We start from the raw sequence: 17336 nt of genomic DNA, 5'->3' as shown, positions 1-17336 counted from the left end.
TGAAGAGGCCGATCAGCATCGTCATGTATGGACGGCCCTAGATGAACGAGGCCGAAAGGCCGCCACCGCAAAGCACCTTCCAATACAGTGTGAAGCCTTTATGTTTGATCTCCGGGGCGGCTCCCAATCATCACGAGGCTATTCATGACAATTCGCGCTGTCGTCTGGGGCGAGAACATCCATGAGCGAACCAATGAGGTGGTCGCCGGCATTTACCCCGAAGGCATGCACGCGGCCATCGCCAAGGCGCTGAACGCCGACAAGGCGATTTCCGCCTCGACCGCTACGCTGGAGCAGCCGCAGCACGGCCTGCCGGAGGCCCGCCTCGCCGAGACCGATGTGCTTGTCTGGTGGGGCCACAAGGACCATGGTGCTGTCGCCGACGAGGTGGTCGAGCGTGTGGCGAAGCGCGTCTGGGAAGGCATGGGGCTGATCGTGCTTCATTCCGGCCATTTCTCGAAGATCTTCAAGCGGCTGATGGGCACCCCCTGCACGCTTAAATGGCGCGAGGCGGGCGAGCGCGAGCGGCTTTGGGTGACCAGCCCCAGCCATCCGATCGCCGAAGGCGTCGGCGAATTCTTCGAGTTGGAGAACGAAGAGATGTATGGCGAGCAGTTCGCCGTGCCGGAGCCGCTGGAAACCGTCTTCATCTCCTGGTTCCAGGGTGGGGAGGTGTTCCGCTCGGGCCTGACCTACCGGCGCGGCGCCGGCAATGTCTTTTACTTCCGGCCCGGGCACGAGACCTATCCGACCTATCACGATGCCACCGTGCAGAAGGTGCTGCGCAACGCGGTGAAGTGGGCACATAACCCGCAGGGGTCCAAACCCGCCATCCTCGATGCGCCGAACGTGCCGGTCGAGAAGGCGCTGGAGCCGATCGAGGAGCGCGGGCCCAAGCTGCACGCGCATGGCGAGGCCGGCTTCCGCTAAAAAAGGCGCGTCCCGCTTCGCTCGGGATTGCGCGGAAACAGCGCCTCAGTCACATTCGCGACGATGATTGAATCGAACCAAATCCATTAGAGGAGCAGAGAATGCGGCTTTTGATACTCGGGACCGGCTGGATGGCGCAGGAGCATGCCCGCCGCTTCGGCGCGATCGAGGGAGTCGAGCTGGCGGCGGCCGTCGATGTCGATGAAAAGCGCGTGGGAGAATTCGCCGACAGCTTCGGGATCTCGAAGCGCTTCACCTCGCTGGAGGCGGCGATCGACTGGGGCGATTTCGACGCGGTGGCCAATGTCACGCCCGACCGCATCCACCACCCGACCACCATGGCGCTGATCGCCGCCGGCAAGCCGGTGTTGTGCGAGAAGCCGCTGGCGGAAAATTTCGGCAAGGCGAACGAGATGGCCGATGCCGCGGAGGCCGCCGGCATCGTCAACATGGTCAACCTCACCTATCGCAACGTGGCCGCGCTGCAGAAGGCGCGCCAGATGGTGCAAGCCGGCGAGATCGGCACCGTGCGCCATGTCGAAGCGTCCTATCTGCAGAGCTGGCTGGTCTCGAAATTCTGGGGTGACTGGCGCACCGATCCGAAATGGCTGTGGCGGTTGTCGCGCGGCCATGGCTCCAACGGCGTGCTGGGCGACGTCGGCATCCATATCCTCGATTTCGCCAGCTATGGCGCCGCGCTCGACATCGACCATGTGTTCTGCCGGCTGCGCGCCTTCGACAAGGCGCCGGACAACCACATCGGCGAATACCAGCTCGATGCCAATGACAGTTTCGCCATGACGCTCGATTTTTCCAACGGCGCCTTCGGCGTGGTGCATGCCAGCCGCTGGGCCACCGGCCATATCAACGAATTGCGCTTGCGCATCCATGGCGACAAGGGCGCCGTCGAGGTGGTGCATAATCTCGAGGGGTCGGCTCTGAAGGCATGCCTCGGCGCCAATATCGAGAACGGCAAATGGGAAGAACTCGACGCGGGCGCGGTGCCGACCAACTACCAGCGCTTCGTCGAGGCGGTGAAGAGCGGCGCCCAGACCGAGCCGACCTTCCGCCACGCGGCGGGCCTGCAGAAGGTGCTGGACCTCGCCGTGGTGTCGGACCAAAAGCGGGCGGAGTTGAGGGCCAACGCGGACACGCAGTGAGGGCGTTTCCTCGCCCCCGCCAAAGGCGGGGGAGAGGTGGCCGCGAAGCGGACGGAGAGGGGGGGCCTCGTAGGGCGCTCCCCTCTCCGTCTTGGCTTCGCCGAGCCACCTCTCCCCACTTCGTGGGGCGAGGAACCAAGGGTCACTTTCCGCGATAAATCCCCACCGCTACCGCAACCAGCGCCGCATTGCCGTCCGCGACATTACCGTCCGGGAACTCCCTGCCATCCTCCAGCCCGACCCGCGTCGAAAACTTCCGCGCCGCCGCCCTTTCCACGAAGGGCCAGACCGTCGCGTTCTCGCCATGCAGCAGAATCGAGCGCCTGATACCGGCGCTCTTCAGCACCTTCTCGATGTCGTCGGCGACGGCAAAAGCCTCGTCCAGCGCCTGTTCGGAAATCTCGATCAGCACGCGCAGCACCCGGCCGCCGTGGTCGAGACCGGCCAGGCGCTCGGCGTCGGCAATGGAGGCCAGCCCAGCTTCGATGCCGATGCCGCGCTGGCGCAGGCTCTCCATGGCGACCGGTGCGGCCGTCTCGCCGAGATTGACCGAGGCGTAGTCGGGCAATTCGCGCCAGCTGGAGATCGCGACCTGCGTGCGCAGATCGTCCTTCTCGATCCAGGCGCCGGTGGAGACGCCGATCAGAGTGCCCGGGCAGGCACGGCGGAGCGCCGCAACCGTCCTGTCCATCGCTTCCGGCGCAAGGCTCTCGCGGCCATCGGCGCCGCGTGCGTGGACATGCAGCTCGGCCGCGCCCGCCGCGACCGAGGCTGCGGCGTCACGCGCCATTGCCTCAGGATCGAGCGGCAATGCGGGATGGAAGTCAGCGGGACGAGCGCCGTTGATGCAGGCCTGGACGATCATCTTTGCGGCAATCCTGTTTGGCTGGCGGAGCCTAGCGCAGGGCCAGGATGATCGGAACGGGAAAAGGCGAAGTCTACTGACACGCCAAGGCAACTGGCAGCAGTCCCCTTGGCCCGCGGGCCGAAGGGATGAGCCTCATTGTGCGATTGCCGAGGTGGGTAGAGCCTGTTTTCAGGCCGGCACGCGCTTCAGGGCCTGCGCCATGCAGTGGATGCCGCCGCCGGTCTTGGATATCTCGCTCATATCGACGGCCGCGACCTCGAAACCCCGCGCCTTCAGCTGGCCGATCAGCGTCTTGCTGGAGGTCGGCGCGATCACCCTGTCCTTGCCGAGCGACATGAAGTTGCAGCCGAGCGCCATCGTGTCCTGGAAGGGCACGTCGATGATCTCGTGACCCTTGCCCTTGAGCCAGTCGACGATGCCGGGCTCGGTGCAGGCGAGGCAGACGGCGGTGAGCTTCTCGGCGATCGGCACCACCATCAAATCGATATGGACGTAGTACTCGTCGATGAAGGCGAGACGCGTCTCCCAGCCTTCCTTGTCGAACCATTCCTTCACTTGGCGGGCGCCCTCTTCCTGGGTGCGGGCGCCGCCGCAGCCGATCAGAACCACGCCCTCCTCGATGACGTTGAAGTCGCCGCCCTCGAATGTGCCGGCCGTCACCATGTCGTAGATCGGGATGCCGAGCTTTTCATAGGTGCGGATGGCGGCGTAGTTCTCGCCGCGCCGCCACCAGTTGGCCATGGCGGTGATGAAGGCGCCGTAGGGCGTCATGACGCTGGAGTCGCGCGAATAGACCTGCATCGGCAATTCAGGCGTCGGCTCGTGCCAGTGGATGTTGACGCCGAAATGCTCGTAGGCGGCGACGAGGTCCTTGTGCTGCGCCTGCGCGATCTGGATGTTGCAGGGCGCCTCACGCAGATGCTTTCTCGAAAGCGAGCTGGTCGACAGATGGCGCAGGAAGTTCGGCGAGCCGAGCAGCACGTCGGTCAGCACATCGGTCTCGTTGGCGAAGCCCCAGGCGGTCAGCGGCTTGGTGCCTCCATTGGGGTTGCGGCGCTGCAGCGAGAACGGTTCGGCGACAATGCGGTCATGGACGGTCATGGAGTTCTCCTCTGGACTGTTCTGTTGATCGGTCATGCGGTGGAGCCGGCCGGAATCCACCAGTCGCGCCCGCGCGGGGTGGTGACATATTCCGGCCAGCGGAAATGGATGGGGGGTTCGTAGTCGCAGAGCGGCGCGATCCAGTTCGAGCCGCCGACGCCGCCGCCGGTCCGCCTGACGAACTCGTCCATCGCAGCATGGCGCGCGGCCTCGTCTTCGAGTAGCCGCAGCGCCGTCAGCGCGACAGTCTTGGCGGCGCAGATGACCATCGGATCGATGGCGGCGGAAATGCCGCCGAGCGCGTTCATCACCCAGGCCGGATAGGCATGGCCGCCGGCCGGGCGCAGCGCCGGACGGGCGACATAGAAACGTGACGTCGGCGCGTGCCAGCTCATATCGGTGTAATCGTCCGAAGTGGAATTCACCTGCGACGGCGGCAGATCGCGGCGCAGGATCGCCTCGGCCTCCTGCGGCGAGATCAGCCGTTCCAGCTCGTCGATGAACGGATTCTCGGTCGCCGCGCCACCGGCATTGACCTGAACCTCGCGGGCAATGGCCCTCGCCTCTTCGTTCCAGCGCGGCGGGCCGACGGTGGACAGCGCCTGATAGGTGATCTCGGCCATGGCGTGGTTGGCCAGCCCCGGCCGCGACTTCGACACCCAGTGGCGCTCGTGGCGGCAGCCGCTCATCGCAGCCGCTGCTTCCGCGTTACGGTCGAGCACGGCCGTCACCTGCTCGGCCATGGCAATGGTCGGCACGCGGATCATGTACTGGATCTCGGCAAGGCCGGCCGGCAGGTTGTCCGCAGTCGCCTGCCCTGCGGTGAGGATCGCCTCGCTGATGGACCAGCCGCCTTGATGGGTGAGCATGGAATCACGCAGCGCCTTGGAGGCCATGTACATCATCATCAGCGCGTCATTGGCGCCGGGCGCCCGCACCGCGGAATGCGCCTGCGGGATGGGTGCTGCTTCGCTTGCCGCGCGGCCCCAATTCTCGGGCTCGTCGCAGACGAAGCGGTAGATCATTGAATAGGCGGCGCCGCAATGCGTGTCCCAGCGCGCGGTGTTGCAGAGCGGCAGCATGTAGAAGGGATGGAAGGAGATCATGCCGGCAAGGCCGTCATAATAGCCCTTCGCCGCATGGATCGGCTTCGAACCCCTTACCTTCTCCGCCGGCTCTCCGGTGAAGCGAAGCGTGCCCTTGATACCGTGCTCCAGCATCGCCGCCTTGGTGGCGAGCAACCCGCCAAGGCTGCCGATGCCAAGGCCCGAATGCGGATCGGTGTGGCCTCCGGCTTCGGCACCGAGGCCCGGCCGCGGCTGCTTTACCGTCGCGGCGTCCTGGCAGTTGCCGGGCACGGCGTCGTACTCGCCATACATGCCGATCACCGGGCCGTCGCCATTCGTCCAATGGGCGCAGAAGGCCGTCGGCATGCCGCCCGAGCCTTCCTCGACCGAGAAGCCCTCACGCTTCAGCCGATCGACATACCAGGCCGCCGATTGGTACTCGCGCCAGGCTGTCTCGCCGAAGTCGAAGATGGTGCGCGTCCAGGCCGACAGCAGCGGCTGGATGCCGTCGATGCAGGCGAGCGCGGTTTCTTGCGCCGAAGTCGTGACCGGTTTGTCCATGGTCCAAGAAAAGCAGTGAAGCGGCTCATCAAAAAGTGATATGTTTTCCCGGCTCGTGCAAATTCGGTTCACCTGAGGCCCTTTGCGAATACCATCCACGCAGGCGCTGCGCGCCCTAGACAGTTTTGCCCGTCACGGTAGCGTATGGCGCGCCGCCGACGAGCTTCACCTCACCCGAAGCGCCGTCTCGCATCAGCTTCGCCTGCTCGAGCGCGACCTCGGCTTCGATTTGTTGCAGCGCATCGGCAAGGGCGTGGCGCTGACGCCGCGCGGCCAGCGCTATGCGGCCGATGTCCGAAAAGCGCTGACCGTGCTCGGCGACGCGAGGACGCAAAATAGCAGCGCTGGCGTCGGCGGCTCCTTCGCCATCTCCTGCCCGCCGGGCTTTGCCTCGATGTTCCTGTGCACGCATATCGGCGAGTTCCAGCAGATGTACCCGGACGTGACGCTCTCGGTGCTCACGCCGCGGCGCCTCGACGATGTCAGCAATCCGGACGCCGATGCCTTCATCTCCTTCGGCGTCGGCAACTGGCCCAACCGGGCCGTGGAGCTGCTCTGCGAAGTCTCCTTCACGCCGCTCTGCAGCCCGAGACTGCTCAACAAGGTCGGCGGTTTCTCCAAACCCGCCGACGTGCTGCGCGCCAGCCTGCTCCATCTCAGCGACACGGAGGACTGGGCGCGGTGGCTGGCGCTGTCCAAGGTGGAAAATCCCGATACCGAAGGCGGCATCTTCTTCTCCGACATGAACCTCGTCTTCTCGGCGGCGATCGCCGGCCAGGGCATTGCGCTCGGCGACGAACTGACCGGCCGCCAGGCGCTGAGCGAAGGCCGACTGGTCAAGCCTTTCGAGGCGACCGTCCCTTCGCCGCGCTCCTATTTCCTCGTCTTCGAGCACGCCAAGGCGGGGCACCCGGTGCTCAACGCCTTCGGCGACTGGCTGAGGGCGAAGCTGTCGGAGAGCAGGCTTTAGGCAGATTGAGATTGCCGCTTCGCATCGCCGCTCCGCACCACCCGTGAATCAAATTTGCCGATCAGGCGAAAACTATTCGGTTGCGGTGAGCCGCAGCCATGCCTACGATTTCGTCGGGAACTGAGGAAAGAGCGAGGATGCAGCAACCCGGCCGGGCCGCAGAGATCAAGGCGAACGGGATCGGCAAGAGCTTCGGCTCGTTCCGGGCGCTCGACAATCTGTCGCTCGATATCGGCCGCGGCGAGTTCCTGACGCTGCTGGGGCCCTCCGGCTCCGGCAAGACCACTTTCTTGATGATCCTGGCCGGCTTCGTGCAGCCAAGCGAAGGCAGGCTTTTCAGCGACGGCGTCGACATCACCGATCGTCCGGCCGAGCAGCGCGCCGCCGGGATGGTGTTCCAGGGCTATGCGCTCTTTCCACATATGAGCGTGGAACAGAACATCGCCTTCCCGCTCAAGGTGCGCAAGAAGTCCGCCGCCGAGATCAAGAGCCGCGTCGGCGAGATGATCGAGCGCGTCGGCTTGAAGGGTCATGAGAAGAAATTGCCGGCACAGCTTTCCGGCGGCCAGCAGCAGCGCGTGGCGCTCGCCCGCGCGCTGGTGTTCGAACCGGGGGTGCTGCTTCTCGACGAGCCGTTCTCGGCGCTCGACAAGAGCCTGCGCGGCCAGATGCAGGCCGAGATGAAGCGGCTGCACCAGGAGACCGGCACCACCTTCGTCTTCGTCACCCATGACCAGAGCGAGGCGCTGGCGCTGTCGTCGCGCGTCGCCATCTTCAATCACGGCAAGCTGTTGCAGGTGGGCAGGCCGGACGAGGTCTACGACCGGCCGGCCAACCGCTTCGTCGCCGAGTTCCTGGGCGAGATCAACATGCTGCCGGTGAAGGGCGTTCGCCCCGCCGACCATGGAGCCACCGGGCTCTGCGAAGACCGCGCGGTCAACATGCGCTGCAAGGCGGAGGCGATCAAAGGCGACGCCATCCTTGCGATCCGTCCCGAGGACATGTCGATCGCCCCGGAGCCGTCGGTCGACGAGAACGGCATCGCCGTGACCGCTGTCGCCTCGACCTATCTGGGCGCCGCGACCAAGCTCGACCTCACCACGCGCCAGGGCGCCAAGGTCACCGTTTCGGTGCCGAACGAGGTCGCGGCCGCGGCCTTGAGCAAAGGCAATTCCGTCTGGCTGACCTGGCCGGCGGAGAAGGGTTTCCTCCTTCCGGACGGAGGATAGTAGAGAGCGCTGATGCGGCATGGAAATCGCCGCATCGGCTTCCGGTTCAAATCAACGACAACAAGGGGAACTGACATGAGCGATACAAAGAAACAGACAATCGAATCCCTCGCCGAAAGGACAAAGCGCGGCGAGATCTCGCGCCGGCAATTCGCGCAGCTTGCCGGCCTCGTGCTCGCCGGCACGCCGCTGCTGTTGCGCTCGACCGGCGCTCAAGCCGAAACCAAAGGGCTGGTGCTGGTGAACTGGGGCGGCGATGCCATCACGGCTTACGACGCCGCTTACGGCCAGGCCTTCACCAAGGACACCGGCATTCCGGTCAAGATGGACGGCTCGGGCCCGACCGAAGGCGCGATCGCCGCGCAGTACAAGAGCGGCGCGCCGACCTGGGACCTGGTCGACGTCGACCCGTTCTCGGCCATCACGCTGGGCGGCCAGGGCATGCTGGAGCCGATCGACTACAAGATCGTCGACAAGAGCAAGATGCGGCCGGGCTTCGGCTGGGAATATGCGGCGTCCACCTATTTCTTCTCCTATGTGATCGCCTATGACTCGAAGAAATTCGGCTCCAACGCACCGACCGGCATGGCCGACTTCTTCGACGTCAAGAAATTCCCGGGCAAGCGCTCGCTCTACAAATGGGGCGTGTCGAGCTGGGAAGCAGCGCTGCTGGCCGACGGCGTGGCGCCAGCATCGCTCTATCCGCTCGATCTGAAGCGCGCGCATGACAAGATCGCCGCTTTCAAGGAAAACGTCGTCTCGTATTGGGGCGGCGGCGCCGAGAGCCAGAGCGTGCTGCTCAACGGCGAAGCCTCGATGGCGATCGTGTGGTCGACGCGCGCCTCGCTGATCGAGCAGGACTCGGGCGGCCAGATCAAGTTCATCTGGGACCAGGGCCTGATCTCGCCCGGCGCGCTGGCGGTGCTCAAGAACAACCCCGGCGGCAAGGACGCGGCGATGAAGTTCATCGCCAGCACCCAGGATCCGCAGAAGGAACTTGTGATGTTCGAAAAGCTCGGACAGGGCCCGGCCAATCCAGCGACCGACGCGCTGATCCCTGCCGACAAGAAGCGCATCAACCCGGTCGATCCGGCGAACATGGCGAAGCAGATCCCGCTCGACATGGATTGGTACGCCAAGAACTACGGCGCAGCACTCGACGAATATACCAAGATCATCTCCGCCTGACCGGGCGGAGACTTTCTCACCGATGAGAGGCACCCTCTCCGACAGGTCGGGCGCGGCGCTGCTGATGGCGCCGCTGCTCATCTTCCTGGTCCTTGCCTATGCCTGGCCGTTCCTCGGCGTGGTGAAGTGGAGCTTCACGCTTCCCACGCCCGGTCTCGGCCAGTACCACGCTTTGCTCACCGACGATTTGGTGCAATCGGTGTTCATCCGCACGCTGCGCATCGCGGCGATCGTCACCCTGGTCTCTGTCACTGCCGCCTATGCCATCACCGTGGTATGGGTGCGCGGCTCACCCGTGCAGCGCGTGTTGGCCGAATTCTGCATCCTGGTGCCGTTCTGGATCTCGGTGCTGACGCGCGCGTTCGGCTGGGTGGCGCTCCTCTCCAACCGCGGCCTGATCAACACCTGGCTGCAATCGATCGGCTTCATTTCCGAACCGCTGACCCTGGTGCGCAATGAATTCGGGGTCATCGTCGGCATGTCGCATTTTTTGATCCCATTCGCGGTGTTCCCGCTGGCGTCGGCCATGCGCAGCCTGGATGAACGCGTGCTGCTCGCGGCGCGCGGGCTTGGCTCCAGCCGTATGCGCACCTTCTGGACTGTGTTCGTGCCGATGACGCGCTCCGGCATCATCGGCTCGGCCATGATCACCTTCGTCTTCTCGCTGGGCTTCTTCGTCACGCCGGCAATCCTCGGCGGCGGCCGCAGCGTGATGATCGCGGAGCTGATCTATCTGCGCATCTTCCAGAGCCCGGACTGGGGGCTGGGCGCGGCGATCAGCGTCGTGCTGGTGGTGTTCGTCGGCGCGCTGATGGCGCTGCTTTTCCGCTACGTCAAACCGAAGCAGTTGGTGTAGCGCGATGCCCACCTACCGTCCCGGCCCCGTCTCGCTGATCCTCGCGGCGCTGGTGGCGCTGTTCCTTTTGATGCCGCTCCTTGCCGTCATCCCGGTGTCGCTGACACCGAGCCGTATGCTGACCATGCCGACGGGTGAATTGTCGCTGCGCCATTACCGCTCGCTGATCGAGGATCCGCGCTGGCTGGACTCCATCCTGCTGTCGATCCGGATCGGCGTGGCGAGCAGCGCGCTTTCCACGGTGCTGGCACTCACCTTCAGCCTCGGCGTCTGGATGTTTCAGCCGCGCTTCACCGCAGCCCTTGTCGGCTTCGTGCTGCTGCCGATGGTGGTGCCCCCGGTGGTCTCGGCCGTGACGCTCTATTTCCTGCTCACCTCGGTCTCCGGCCTCACCTCGTTCTTCGGCTATGACACGTGGCTGGGTGTCGCCATGGCGCATTCGGTGATGACGGTGCCATTCGCCACGGTGCTCATCCTGGTCTCGCTCAGCCAGCTCGACCGGCGCATCGACCTTGCCGCGCGCGGCCTCGGCGCCAGCGTGTGGGAGCGCGCGACGCGCGTCATCATGCCAAACATCAAGTTCGGCATCGTCACCGCGGCGCTGCTTTCCTTCGTGCTTTCCTGGGAAGAAATCGGCGTGACGCTGTTCATCACCTCAGTCAACGCCATCACCCTGCCGCGACTGATGTGGATGGGCCTGCGCGACAACATCGATCCGGCGATCGCCGCGCTCTCGGTGATCCTGATCGTCATCACCGTGCTGGTGCTGGCGGTGAGGAGCGTGATCACCAGGCAAAAGGCGTCGCCGTAGAGCAGTTTACCGTTTCACGAACGGCCGACCGTCCTCTCTTTTGACGTGATCCGCACGGGACGCTGCCCACCACCTCCCTGGAATCGCCCGATCCAGAAACGAAAGAGGCCCGCCGGGACCGGCGAGCCTCTTACGGAGCCGAAGTGGAAGCTCGGCACCGTCATGATCCGGGGGTGTGGATCGACTCGAAATTTAGCCAAGAGCGCTCAGCCAGGCGACTTACAAATCCGTAAGTTTCGGCGGTCCGTACTCCAACCGCGCAACAAAACGCTGTTCTGTCAGCACCTTGCGACGAGCATCCGACATCGAGACAGCGCCTGTCAAAGAAACGTGATGAACCGTCTGCCCGGCCAGCGGGAGGGCGGAGCGGCTTGAAGATGCAGGAAACCGGGCGGCGTCGCGACGCGGCCCGCTTCAATGCAGCCTGCGTCATCAACGCGCCGCGCCGGGCGAAGGCCCCCCGGCCTCGTCCGTGTGCGTGGCAGGGGGCTCAGGCGGCCTGCGGCCGCCGCATCCTCTCGACAAACGCCTGCCTTGCCGGTCCGGCAAGAGGCTTGTCCGTGGCCAGCAGGCCGTCGAGCAGCGCCAGAAGTTCGCGCGCCGCCGAAGACTTGCAGGAATAATAGACCATCTGACGATCGCGACGGGTTTCGACCAGGCCAAACCTGCGCAATTTGGCCAGGTGTTGCGACAGCGCCGATTGGCTGAGCTCGACCTTGTCGGCGAGCACGCCGACGGAGAGTTCGCCCTCAGCCAGGTAGTTCATGATGAGCAGACGCTTCTCGTTGCCCATCACTGCAAGAAAGGCTGCCGCGCTTTCTGCGTTGGCGGTAAGTTTCTTCGTAACCATCGATTTCCCCATGGTTCATGCTCTTCCGAAGGCCATGGGGGCAAATGGCTTCAGAGTTCCAGAGCGTTGGTGGGCATGCCCGATTTTGACACGGGACCTGCCCTGCTTCTTTTGCGACCAGAACCCCTACGTAACCCGGTTGCCACCACGTCGGGGTTGTTGGTCTCGGACAGAATGCGCGGAGCTTTTTCCTGGTGCAAGTCAATGCAGACTCGGAAAAATTCCGCGCTGCTAATGCGTATCAGCGCAGCGCTCGTTCGGCAAGAATATAACGAGGCCGGCAAAACAGCGGCCAGCCGCAGGCAAGAACGGCGTCAGCCGAAATGCATGCAAGCTCACCTTCGCCGCGGCTCACGCTTAACCTTGAAGCATGGTAATATTGGCCGGGCAAAAAGGAGCCCGGCTCAAGGAGGAAGCCATGTCCATTGCGTCCAATGCCCGAAACACATTCACTCCGGACGAGACGGCCATGCTTGGCCGTGTCTATGAGAATGGCAACATAGAGGGCGAGACCACCGAGCAGAAGGAAGCGCGCGCCTCGCGCATCATCGCCAATTACATGGCCGGCATAACCGACGAGGCGGAACTGATCGAGCTTTCGCGCAGGCCGCTTGGAAGATGAGCAACGTGCTCCGCCCGCGCGAGGCTGCTTCACGGTAAGTTGACGTTCCAGCAGGGAACTCCACGCTAAAAAATCGTGTTCCGAGATAATTTCGGGAGGTTTCGCGATGATGCAGGGATGGTTTTCCAGGCCGGTCGAAGTCGCCGTAGGCGTTTCCGGCTCGATCCGCCACATATCCAACGCCGAACAAGCCGCCGAGCTGCTGGCCGGCCAATGGCGCGATGCTGGCAGCGCGCTGCATGGCGAGGCGCTGCGGGCCTGCCGCCGGGCGATCCGCGGCGACGTCACGGCCGACAGCGCCAGAGAGGCCTTCATCGTCGCCGCGCGCGAAGCGCATGTGCTGGTTGAATAGGACATGGCGGCGGCGTGTTGCACGCGCCGGCTATCGATAGAAAAGCCATCGAGGAGGCATGAGGGGTCTCCATCAATAGGGTCCCCAGTGCCGGGTGGGCATGACTTTGGCCATGCGATTTCAGCCATACAAACCCGTGTATCGGCCAGTTCACGAGGTCGTTCGAATGGGTCGCTGGCGGCCATGAAAATCTTCGGAACCTAACGCACGATGGTTGGTTAATGCGCGGGTCCGCAATCGTGGAGCCGCATCGGGCGCCGTCCGGCGCCGATTGCTTGCTCAAAAGACGATCATAACAACGGAGGAAGTGATGAACGATGTCTGGTTTTCCGAACCAGTCGTGATCGATTTACAGCCAAACGGCCAGCGCAAGGTATCGACCTGCTTCGAGGCGATGGAATGCCTCGACCAACGTTGGCCGGGACAGGCGCGCGATGGCGCCTGGCGCTCGGCGAGCCGCGTCTGCCGAGACGCGCTTGACGGCCTGCGCAGTCCGGTGGAAGCCCGCAAGACGCTGCGTAAGGCGGCCAAGATCGCCGGACTGCTGGCGTAGCCTCGATTTCCCCATGCCCGTCGCGGTTTCCCATTGCCGCGGCGCGCTTGGCGTTTTCCATACAGGCGAAGTTACGGCCGGCGCATACTGCGGAACGCGTTCAAGCACGCATCCCGTGGGGTACATGAAAACGCCGGCCGCTGGGCTTAGGGGCTGCCTGACGGGTTCAGGCCCTTCCATCTCGGCGAGTCGGGCGTCGGGCCGCAAGGCGAGCGCCGAAGCATGGTAAACCCACGGTTACTATCCACAGCCCATGATCAGTCGGCCAAGCAGGCAGACGGCCTGGTCAGGCGAATCCGCCAAGCACTTCCGGAAACTGGACCGCCATCGCGCCTTCATCCGCCTGCCTGGCATAGAGCGCGTGCATCCTGCTGCCGTCATATCTGGCCCTGCGGCGCTGCAAGTCCTTGCCGAACAGCCCGGCAACCGCGTCGAAGCGCCGGAAGAAGCGCTTCATCATGCCGCGCTCGAAGGGTATGCCCTGCTCGAAAGGCCTGCCCCAGGGCGTGTCCCTTGCCAGATCCCGCCAGATGCGCAGCGCCTCGAGTTCGACCCCGACCTGATTGCCCCACGGCTTGCCGCCCGCGAAATGCCTGGCCCAGGCCTGCGAGAAGCGGAATTCTCCGAGCGACTGCAGGTTCCAGTTTGGATGCATCGTCTGCCATTTGCCTTCGAAGGCGACGTTCAGGGCATTTTGATCATTCATGCTTCCGTCAATGGCGGTCTTTCGCGTGCGCTCCAGCAGGGCGTTCTCCCGGACAGCGTTCATATCGAAGACGACGACGCCGGAATTGAAATATGGCGCGCCGGGCGCCAGCTTGAGCTTCTGCCGGTAAGAGGGCCGAAAATACATGTAGTCGTCGTGAGCGGCGAGCAGCGGAGCGCGCAGCCGCTGCCCGGCAAGGTCATTGACGTCCCGGTTGAAGAGAACATCGCAGTCCGTATATGCAATGCGGTCGTACGGCTCGAAAACCGGAATCCGATCGGCGAAAAGCCGAACGTAAGCGGCAATGCTGTAGGTTCCGAAGCGAAAGCCGAAATTCGTCATGAAGTCGGCGACATCGACCAGCTCGACCTTGCCTTTCAGCAGATGCCGGGCGACCTCAAGATCCGCTTGGCTCGCGCCGGTGTAGAGCAGAAAGCCGTCGATCGGGGTGGAGACATCCAGTATCCGGCGCGCCGTCAGGCAGGCATATGGAAAGTAGCCGGCATCCGTCGCCAGGAAGAAACACGACTTCATCGTTCCGCTAACCGCTGCCCGTCATTTCGTTGCCGTGCCTGCCACGGAATGCCTCTCGATAAAAGTCTCGATCGGGCCGGTAAGCGCGGCCGCCTCGCGTTTGATCTTCTCGTCGTCCCAACGCCACCATTGGATGGCGAGCAGTTGCAAGATGACGTCCTCCGAAAAGCGGTATCTGATCAATCTTGCCGGGGAACCGCCGACGACGGCGTAAGGCGGCACGTTTTTCGTGACCACCGCCCCTGCTCCGACGACAGCGCCGTCGCCGATCTCGACGCCCGGCAAAATCATGGCGCCGTTGCCGATCCAGACGTCATTGCCGACGGTGATGCCAGCCGGCTTGCCGCCATTGGCGACAGGCTCAGGCTGCTTCAGCAATCGGCTGTAGATGGGGAATGACGTCGCGCTGTCGGTCGAATGCTGGCCCGAGCACATGAAACGTACCTGGCCGGCGATGGAGCAGAAGGCTCCGATCTTCAGCGGAGCGTCCTTCGAGGGAAACATGACCTTCTGCCATTTCACCCCGTAGGTGTGGCGGCCAACCGTCACATGCTCCGGCAATTTGGAGCGGACATCCTTCAGCCATTTCGAAAATGTCGACATGCGAAACCTCGGTCACGACCTTTGAGCGGCATAGCCTCAGAGGAATGAACTCACAAGTCGGGTTAAGACGCCTCATACCATGTGCGGTAAGCAGATCTTACCAAGGTCGCAAGTTTGTTAGTTGATTGGTGGGTTCCCAGGCACGAGAAGCCTTGGAATAGAACCGGCAGTGGGATAGTGACATGAATGTCGAAGTTGACGAACTGGCTACGCGATCGCGGTGTACTTAGGGACCGGCATAAACTGCCGAAAGCCGTGAAGGTGGGCCGGGCAAAATACGGTGATGGGATTGTCTAATTACGAAAATTGTTGAGGAAAAGGCGACATTCGACTTACCTGCCGAGGAATTCGCGAGGCGGTTTGGGAGAGCAGACCACGTATGAAATGCTTGGTGATCAACCTTGATCGATCAACAGACAGATTGGATCGCGTAACGTCCGAGTTCGCCAGGATCGGAATTGCCTTTGAGCGGGTTCCTGCAATCGATGCGTCGAAAGGGCCTTTGAATATCCCTGCCGCGCCCCATCTCGCCAAACCGGAAATCGCCTGCTTTCTCAGTCACCGCAAATGCTGGGAGATCATTGCAGACGGCGCGGATCAGCATGTCGCCGTCTTTGAGGATGATGTTGTCTTCCGTTGCGATGCCAGCCTCTTCCTGTCTGGTGACAGCTGGGTGCCGCTCGATGCGGATATCGTAAAGGTGGAGACCTTCTTCGGCCATGTCAGATTGGCGCGCCTTTTTTCGCTCGGGAACGGCCATTCGCTCGGCAGGCTGGTTGGCGAACATCTCGGCACGGCCGGCTATGTCATATCGAAGCGCGCGGCCCAAAAACTCCTTGTGCGGACGGCGCATCTCAAGGAACCGGTCGATCTCGCATTGTTCAGCCCGAATTCGATGATCTGCGCTCGCAACACGACTTATCAGGTGACGCCAGCCCTTTGCGTCCAACAGCAATTCCTGTCAGGGCAGAACATGGCTCCCTCGCTGATCCAAATGTCACCCCACTGCCGCAAGAGCGTAGTCACCAAAATTCGCGGAGAGTTGTCGCGGCTCTTCGCCCATTGCCGAAACAGGACCTTCTGGCGAACCAAGAAGGTAGATTTGCGCCCGGGCTGGACGCGCAGCATAATTCCCGCTGGCCAGTCGTCGTAAGACCTAAGGGACAAGCCTCCGATCGGGTGGCGCCAATTGGCTGCGACAGGCAGCGGCAAGACGACCTAAATTGCGGTGACTTGATTTTCCAGCGGGGTCGGGCAAAGAGAACATCGGGGGTCGCTGCTATCGCGAGACAGCCTTGGCATTCAAGTCGATAGTTGACCGATTGAGCCGAAGCCGGGCAGTGATCCGGATAAGAGCTCTCAGGAACCAGATCGTCTACAAGATCTTCGAGCATCGAGGACGCGCGTCCGGTCGTCTTCTTGCGAAGGAATTGCAGGATGCTGGGGTGTCGCGGGTCTGCTTCACGGTCGCTTTCAACGTGCCGTGGGTGATCGATGCCTTGACGAAGGCCTGGGAGATGCGATCGCCGGGGATGACCCTGGTTGTCGTCGACAATTCTACGAAAGTTTCGGCGAGGGAAGCCATTGGGCGCATCTGCAAGGCACGCGGCGTGCCTTATCTTGCCCTGCCGATGCGGGTCGAAAAGCATCTGTCAAGATCACATGGAACCGCCATCACATGGACCTTCCACAACATCGTGCGCCACTTGAAGCCGGAGCTATTCGGCTTCATCGATCACGACTGCTTCCCTGTCGCGCCGTTCGATATCCCATCCAGACTGAATGGAAGAACAGTGTACGGCCGCAGAGCGTACGGAACAGAGAATCATATCTACAAAGCCAAGCCGGGCGACCGGCACTGGAATCTATGGGCAGGCTATTGCTTCTACCGGTTCTCCGCCGTGGCCGCTTACCAGCTGAATTTTGAACCCCGGATAAACCTCGGTCTCGACACCGGCGGCGCCAACTGGACAATCCTCTACTCGAAGCTCGCTGAGACGGATGTCGCCGTTGCAACAGTGGAACAACGGCCGATGACGATGGCAGGCGCGGTAGGGCATCACGAATTCATCGAAGGGGCCTTTTTCCACCTCGCCGGCGTGTCGTACCCCGAGAGGCCCGGCTATCACCATCGAACATCGGAGCATCGCAAGATGCTGCGGGATTATGTGTGGAACACATATCTGGGCGGGCCGGCCGGGCAAGCCGTGAGCGATTTCTAGCGGCGGGTCGGCACGCGACGGCAGGATTGACGGCGATGGGATCGCCAGCGCATGGGCTACGAGATTTTTGACAAAATGCCCTTCCCGAGAGATGGGTGACAGTTCATTCCGGATAGATGGGTTACACTTTTGGCCCTTTGCAAGGAGAGCAAG

General features: G+C 63.0%; 18 protein-coding genes. 12 read left to right on the top strand and 6 right to left on the bottom strand.

Translation table 11 applies throughout. From position 1 onward, the window contains the following. The first annotated feature begins 144 nt into the window (after positions 1–144). Positions 145–930: a ThuA domain-containing protein gene (locus P9272_RS26585; protein WP_278162838.1), complete on the top strand. Its 786-nt coding sequence runs from the start codon at positions 145–147 to the stop codon at positions 928–930. Between the two features lie 101 nt (positions 931–1031). Next, entirely contained in the window at positions 1032–2090 is a 1059-nt protein-coding gene (locus P9272_RS26580; RefSeq protein WP_278162837.1) for a Gfo/Idh/MocA family oxidoreductase, read from the top strand. A 142-nt stretch (positions 2091–2232) separates the two neighbouring features. Here P9272_RS26580 and P9272_RS26575 read toward each other — a convergent pair whose 3' ends face one another. The 3 genes from P9272_RS26575 to P9272_RS26565 all read right to left on the bottom strand — a co-directional run bounded on the left by P9272_RS26575 (position 2233) and on the right by P9272_RS26565 (position 5687). After that, complete coding sequence (locus P9272_RS26575) at positions 2233–2955, bottom strand: 3-keto-5-aminohexanoate cleavage protein (RefSeq protein WP_278162836.1); 723 nt, start codon at positions 2953–2955, stop codon at positions 2233–2235. 171 nt (positions 2956–3126) lie between these two features. After that, entirely contained in the window at positions 3127–4059 is a 933-nt protein-coding gene (locus P9272_RS26570; protein ID WP_278162835.1) for a dimethylarginine dimethylaminohydrolase family protein, read from the bottom strand. Between the two features lie 32 nt (positions 4060–4091). Next, positions 4092–5687, bottom strand: coding sequence for an amidohydrolase (locus P9272_RS26565; RefSeq protein WP_278162833.1), 1596 nt, complete (start codon positions 5685–5687; stop codon positions 4092–4094). Between the two features lie 82 nt (positions 5688–5769). On the opposite strand from P9272_RS26565, the gene P9272_RS26560 reads away from it, so the two are divergent. The 5 genes from P9272_RS26560 to P9272_RS26540 all read left to right on the top strand — a co-directional run bounded on the left by P9272_RS26560 (position 5770) and on the right by P9272_RS26540 (position 10741). Continuing rightward, positions 5770–6657 (top strand): LysR substrate-binding domain-containing protein, encoded by an 888-nt coding sequence (locus P9272_RS26560; RefSeq protein ID WP_128260926.1) that lies wholly within the window; start codon positions 5770–5772, stop codon positions 6655–6657. A 137-nt stretch (positions 6658–6794) separates the two neighbouring features. Next, a complete protein-coding gene (locus P9272_RS26555) occupies positions 6795–7886 on the top strand; it encodes an ABC transporter ATP-binding protein (protein ID WP_278162831.1) in 1092 nt (363 codons plus the stop codon). 75 nt (positions 7887–7961) lie between these two features. After that, a complete protein-coding gene (locus tag P9272_RS26550) occupies positions 7962–9074 on the top strand; it encodes an ABC transporter substrate-binding protein (protein ID WP_128260928.1) in 1113 nt (370 codons plus the stop codon). Positions 9075–9096: 22 nt separating this feature from the next. Further along, a complete protein-coding gene (locus tag P9272_RS26545; RefSeq protein WP_278162830.1) occupies positions 9097–9930 on the top strand; it encodes an ABC transporter permease in 834 nt (277 codons plus the stop codon). A gap of 4 nt (positions 9931–9934) precedes the next feature. Further along, entirely contained in the window at positions 9935–10741 is an 807-nt protein-coding gene (locus P9272_RS26540; protein ID WP_128260930.1) for an ABC transporter permease, read from the top strand. A gap of 490 nt (positions 10742–11231) precedes the next feature. Here P9272_RS26540 and P9272_RS26535 read toward each other — a convergent pair whose 3' ends face one another. Then, a complete protein-coding gene (locus tag P9272_RS26535) occupies positions 11232–11591 on the bottom strand; it encodes a metalloregulator ArsR/SmtB family transcription factor (protein ID WP_042638109.1) in 360 nt (119 codons plus the stop codon). Positions 11592–12009: 418 nt separating this feature from the next. Here P9272_RS26535 and P9272_RS26530 point away from each other — a divergent pair, with 418 nt between their 5' ends. The 3 genes from P9272_RS26530 (at position 12010) to P9272_RS26520 (ending at position 13118) form a co-directional block, all read left to right on the top strand. Continuing rightward, positions 12010–12213, top strand: coding sequence for a hypothetical protein (locus tag P9272_RS26530; protein ID WP_128260931.1), 204 nt, complete (start codon positions 12010–12012; stop codon positions 12211–12213). A 106-nt stretch (positions 12214–12319) separates the two neighbouring features. Further along, positions 12320–12565 carry a DUF982 domain-containing protein gene (locus P9272_RS26525; RefSeq protein WP_128260932.1) on the top strand — a complete coding sequence of 82 codons (246 nt, stop codon included), beginning with the start codon at positions 12320–12322 and terminating at the stop codon, positions 12563–12565. Positions 12566–12875: 310 nt separating this feature from the next. After that, the gene (locus P9272_RS26520; protein ID WP_128260933.1) at positions 12876–13118 is read left to right on the top strand and encodes a DUF982 domain-containing protein; all 243 of its coding nucleotides are present in this window, start codon (positions 12876–12878) and stop codon (positions 13116–13118) included. A gap of 286 nt (positions 13119–13404) precedes the next feature. On the opposite strand, the gene P9272_RS26515 is transcribed toward P9272_RS26520, so the two are convergent. Next, positions 13405–14358 carry a glycosyltransferase gene (locus P9272_RS26515; protein WP_278162828.1) on the bottom strand — a complete coding sequence of 318 codons (954 nt, stop codon included), beginning with the start codon at positions 14356–14358 and terminating at the stop codon, positions 13405–13407. Between the two features lie 21 nt (positions 14359–14379). After that, the gene (locus P9272_RS26510; RefSeq protein ID WP_278162827.1) at positions 14380–14961 is read right to left on the bottom strand and encodes a CatB-related O-acetyltransferase; all 582 of its coding nucleotides are present in this window, start codon (positions 14959–14961) and stop codon (positions 14380–14382) included. A gap of 391 nt (positions 14962–15352) precedes the next feature. Between P9272_RS26510 and P9272_RS26505 the strand changes: the two genes are divergently transcribed. After that, positions 15353–16114, top strand: coding sequence for a glycosyltransferase family 25 protein (locus tag P9272_RS26505; RefSeq protein ID WP_278162826.1), 762 nt, complete (start codon positions 15353–15355; stop codon positions 16112–16114). 142 nt (positions 16115–16256) lie between these two features. Beyond that, positions 16257–17183, top strand: a complete 927-nt coding sequence (locus P9272_RS26500; RefSeq protein ID WP_278162825.1) for a hypothetical protein — start codon at positions 16257–16259, stop codon at positions 17181–17183. Positions 17184–17336: the final 153 nt, after the last annotated feature.

This window comes from Mesorhizobium sp. WSM4976, assembly GCF_029625685.1.
GTDB lineage: Bacteria > Pseudomonadota > Alphaproteobacteria > Rhizobiales > Rhizobiaceae > Mesorhizobium.
Note: the sequence above shows the minus strand (reverse complement) of the source record. Positions and strands in the feature narration are given on the sequence as shown.

What these genes read in the sequence shown, in the direction of transcription:
- P9272_RS26585 (WP_278162838.1), top strand. Translation starts at nt 145, where the DNA reads ATGACAATTCGCGCTGTCGTCTGGGGCGAGAACATCCATGAGCGAACC.
- P9272_RS26580 (WP_278162837.1), top strand. Translation starts at nt 1,032, where the DNA reads ATGCGGCTTTTGATACTCGGGACCGGCTGGATGGCGCAGGAGCATGCC.
- P9272_RS26575 (WP_278162836.1), bottom strand. Translation starts at nt 2,955, where the DNA reads ATGATCGTCCAGGCCTGCATCAACGGCGCTCGTCCCGCTGACTTCCAT.
- P9272_RS26570 (WP_278162835.1), bottom strand. Translation starts at nt 4,059, where the DNA reads ATGACCGTCCATGACCGCATTGTCGCCGAACCGTTCTCGCTGCAGCGC.
- P9272_RS26565 (WP_278162833.1), bottom strand. Translation starts at nt 5,687, where the DNA reads ATGGACAAACCGGTCACGACTTCGGCGCAAGAAACCGCGCTCGCCTGC.
- P9272_RS26555 (WP_278162831.1), top strand. Translation starts at nt 6,795, where the DNA reads ATGCAGCAACCCGGCCGGGCCGCAGAGATCAAGGCGAACGGGATCGGC.
- P9272_RS26550 (WP_128260928.1), top strand. Translation starts at nt 7,962, where the DNA reads ATGAGCGATACAAAGAAACAGACAATCGAATCCCTCGCCGAAAGGACA.
- P9272_RS26545 (WP_278162830.1), top strand. Translation starts at nt 9,097, where the DNA reads ATGAGAGGCACCCTCTCCGACAGGTCGGGCGCGGCGCTGCTGATGGCG.
- P9272_RS26540 (WP_128260930.1), top strand. Translation starts at nt 9,935, where the DNA reads ATGCCCACCTACCGTCCCGGCCCCGTCTCGCTGATCCTCGCGGCGCTG.
- P9272_RS26535 (WP_042638109.1), bottom strand. Translation starts at nt 11,591, where the DNA reads ATGGTTACGAAGAAACTTACCGCCAACGCAGAAAGCGCGGCAGCCTTT.
- P9272_RS26530 (WP_128260931.1), top strand. Translation starts at nt 12,010, where the DNA reads ATGTCCATTGCGTCCAATGCCCGAAACACATTCACTCCGGACGAGACG.
- P9272_RS26525 (WP_128260932.1), top strand. Translation starts at nt 12,320, where the DNA reads ATGATGCAGGGATGGTTTTCCAGGCCGGTCGAAGTCGCCGTAGGCGTT.
- P9272_RS26520 (WP_128260933.1), top strand. Translation starts at nt 12,876, where the DNA reads ATGAACGATGTCTGGTTTTCCGAACCAGTCGTGATCGATTTACAGCCA.
- P9272_RS26515 (WP_278162828.1), bottom strand. Translation starts at nt 14,358, where the DNA reads ATGAAGTCGTGTTTCTTCCTGGCGACGGATGCCGGCTACTTTCCATAT.
- P9272_RS26510 (WP_278162827.1), bottom strand. Translation starts at nt 14,961, where the DNA reads ATGTCGACATTTTCGAAATGGCTGAAGGATGTCCGCTCCAAATTGCCG.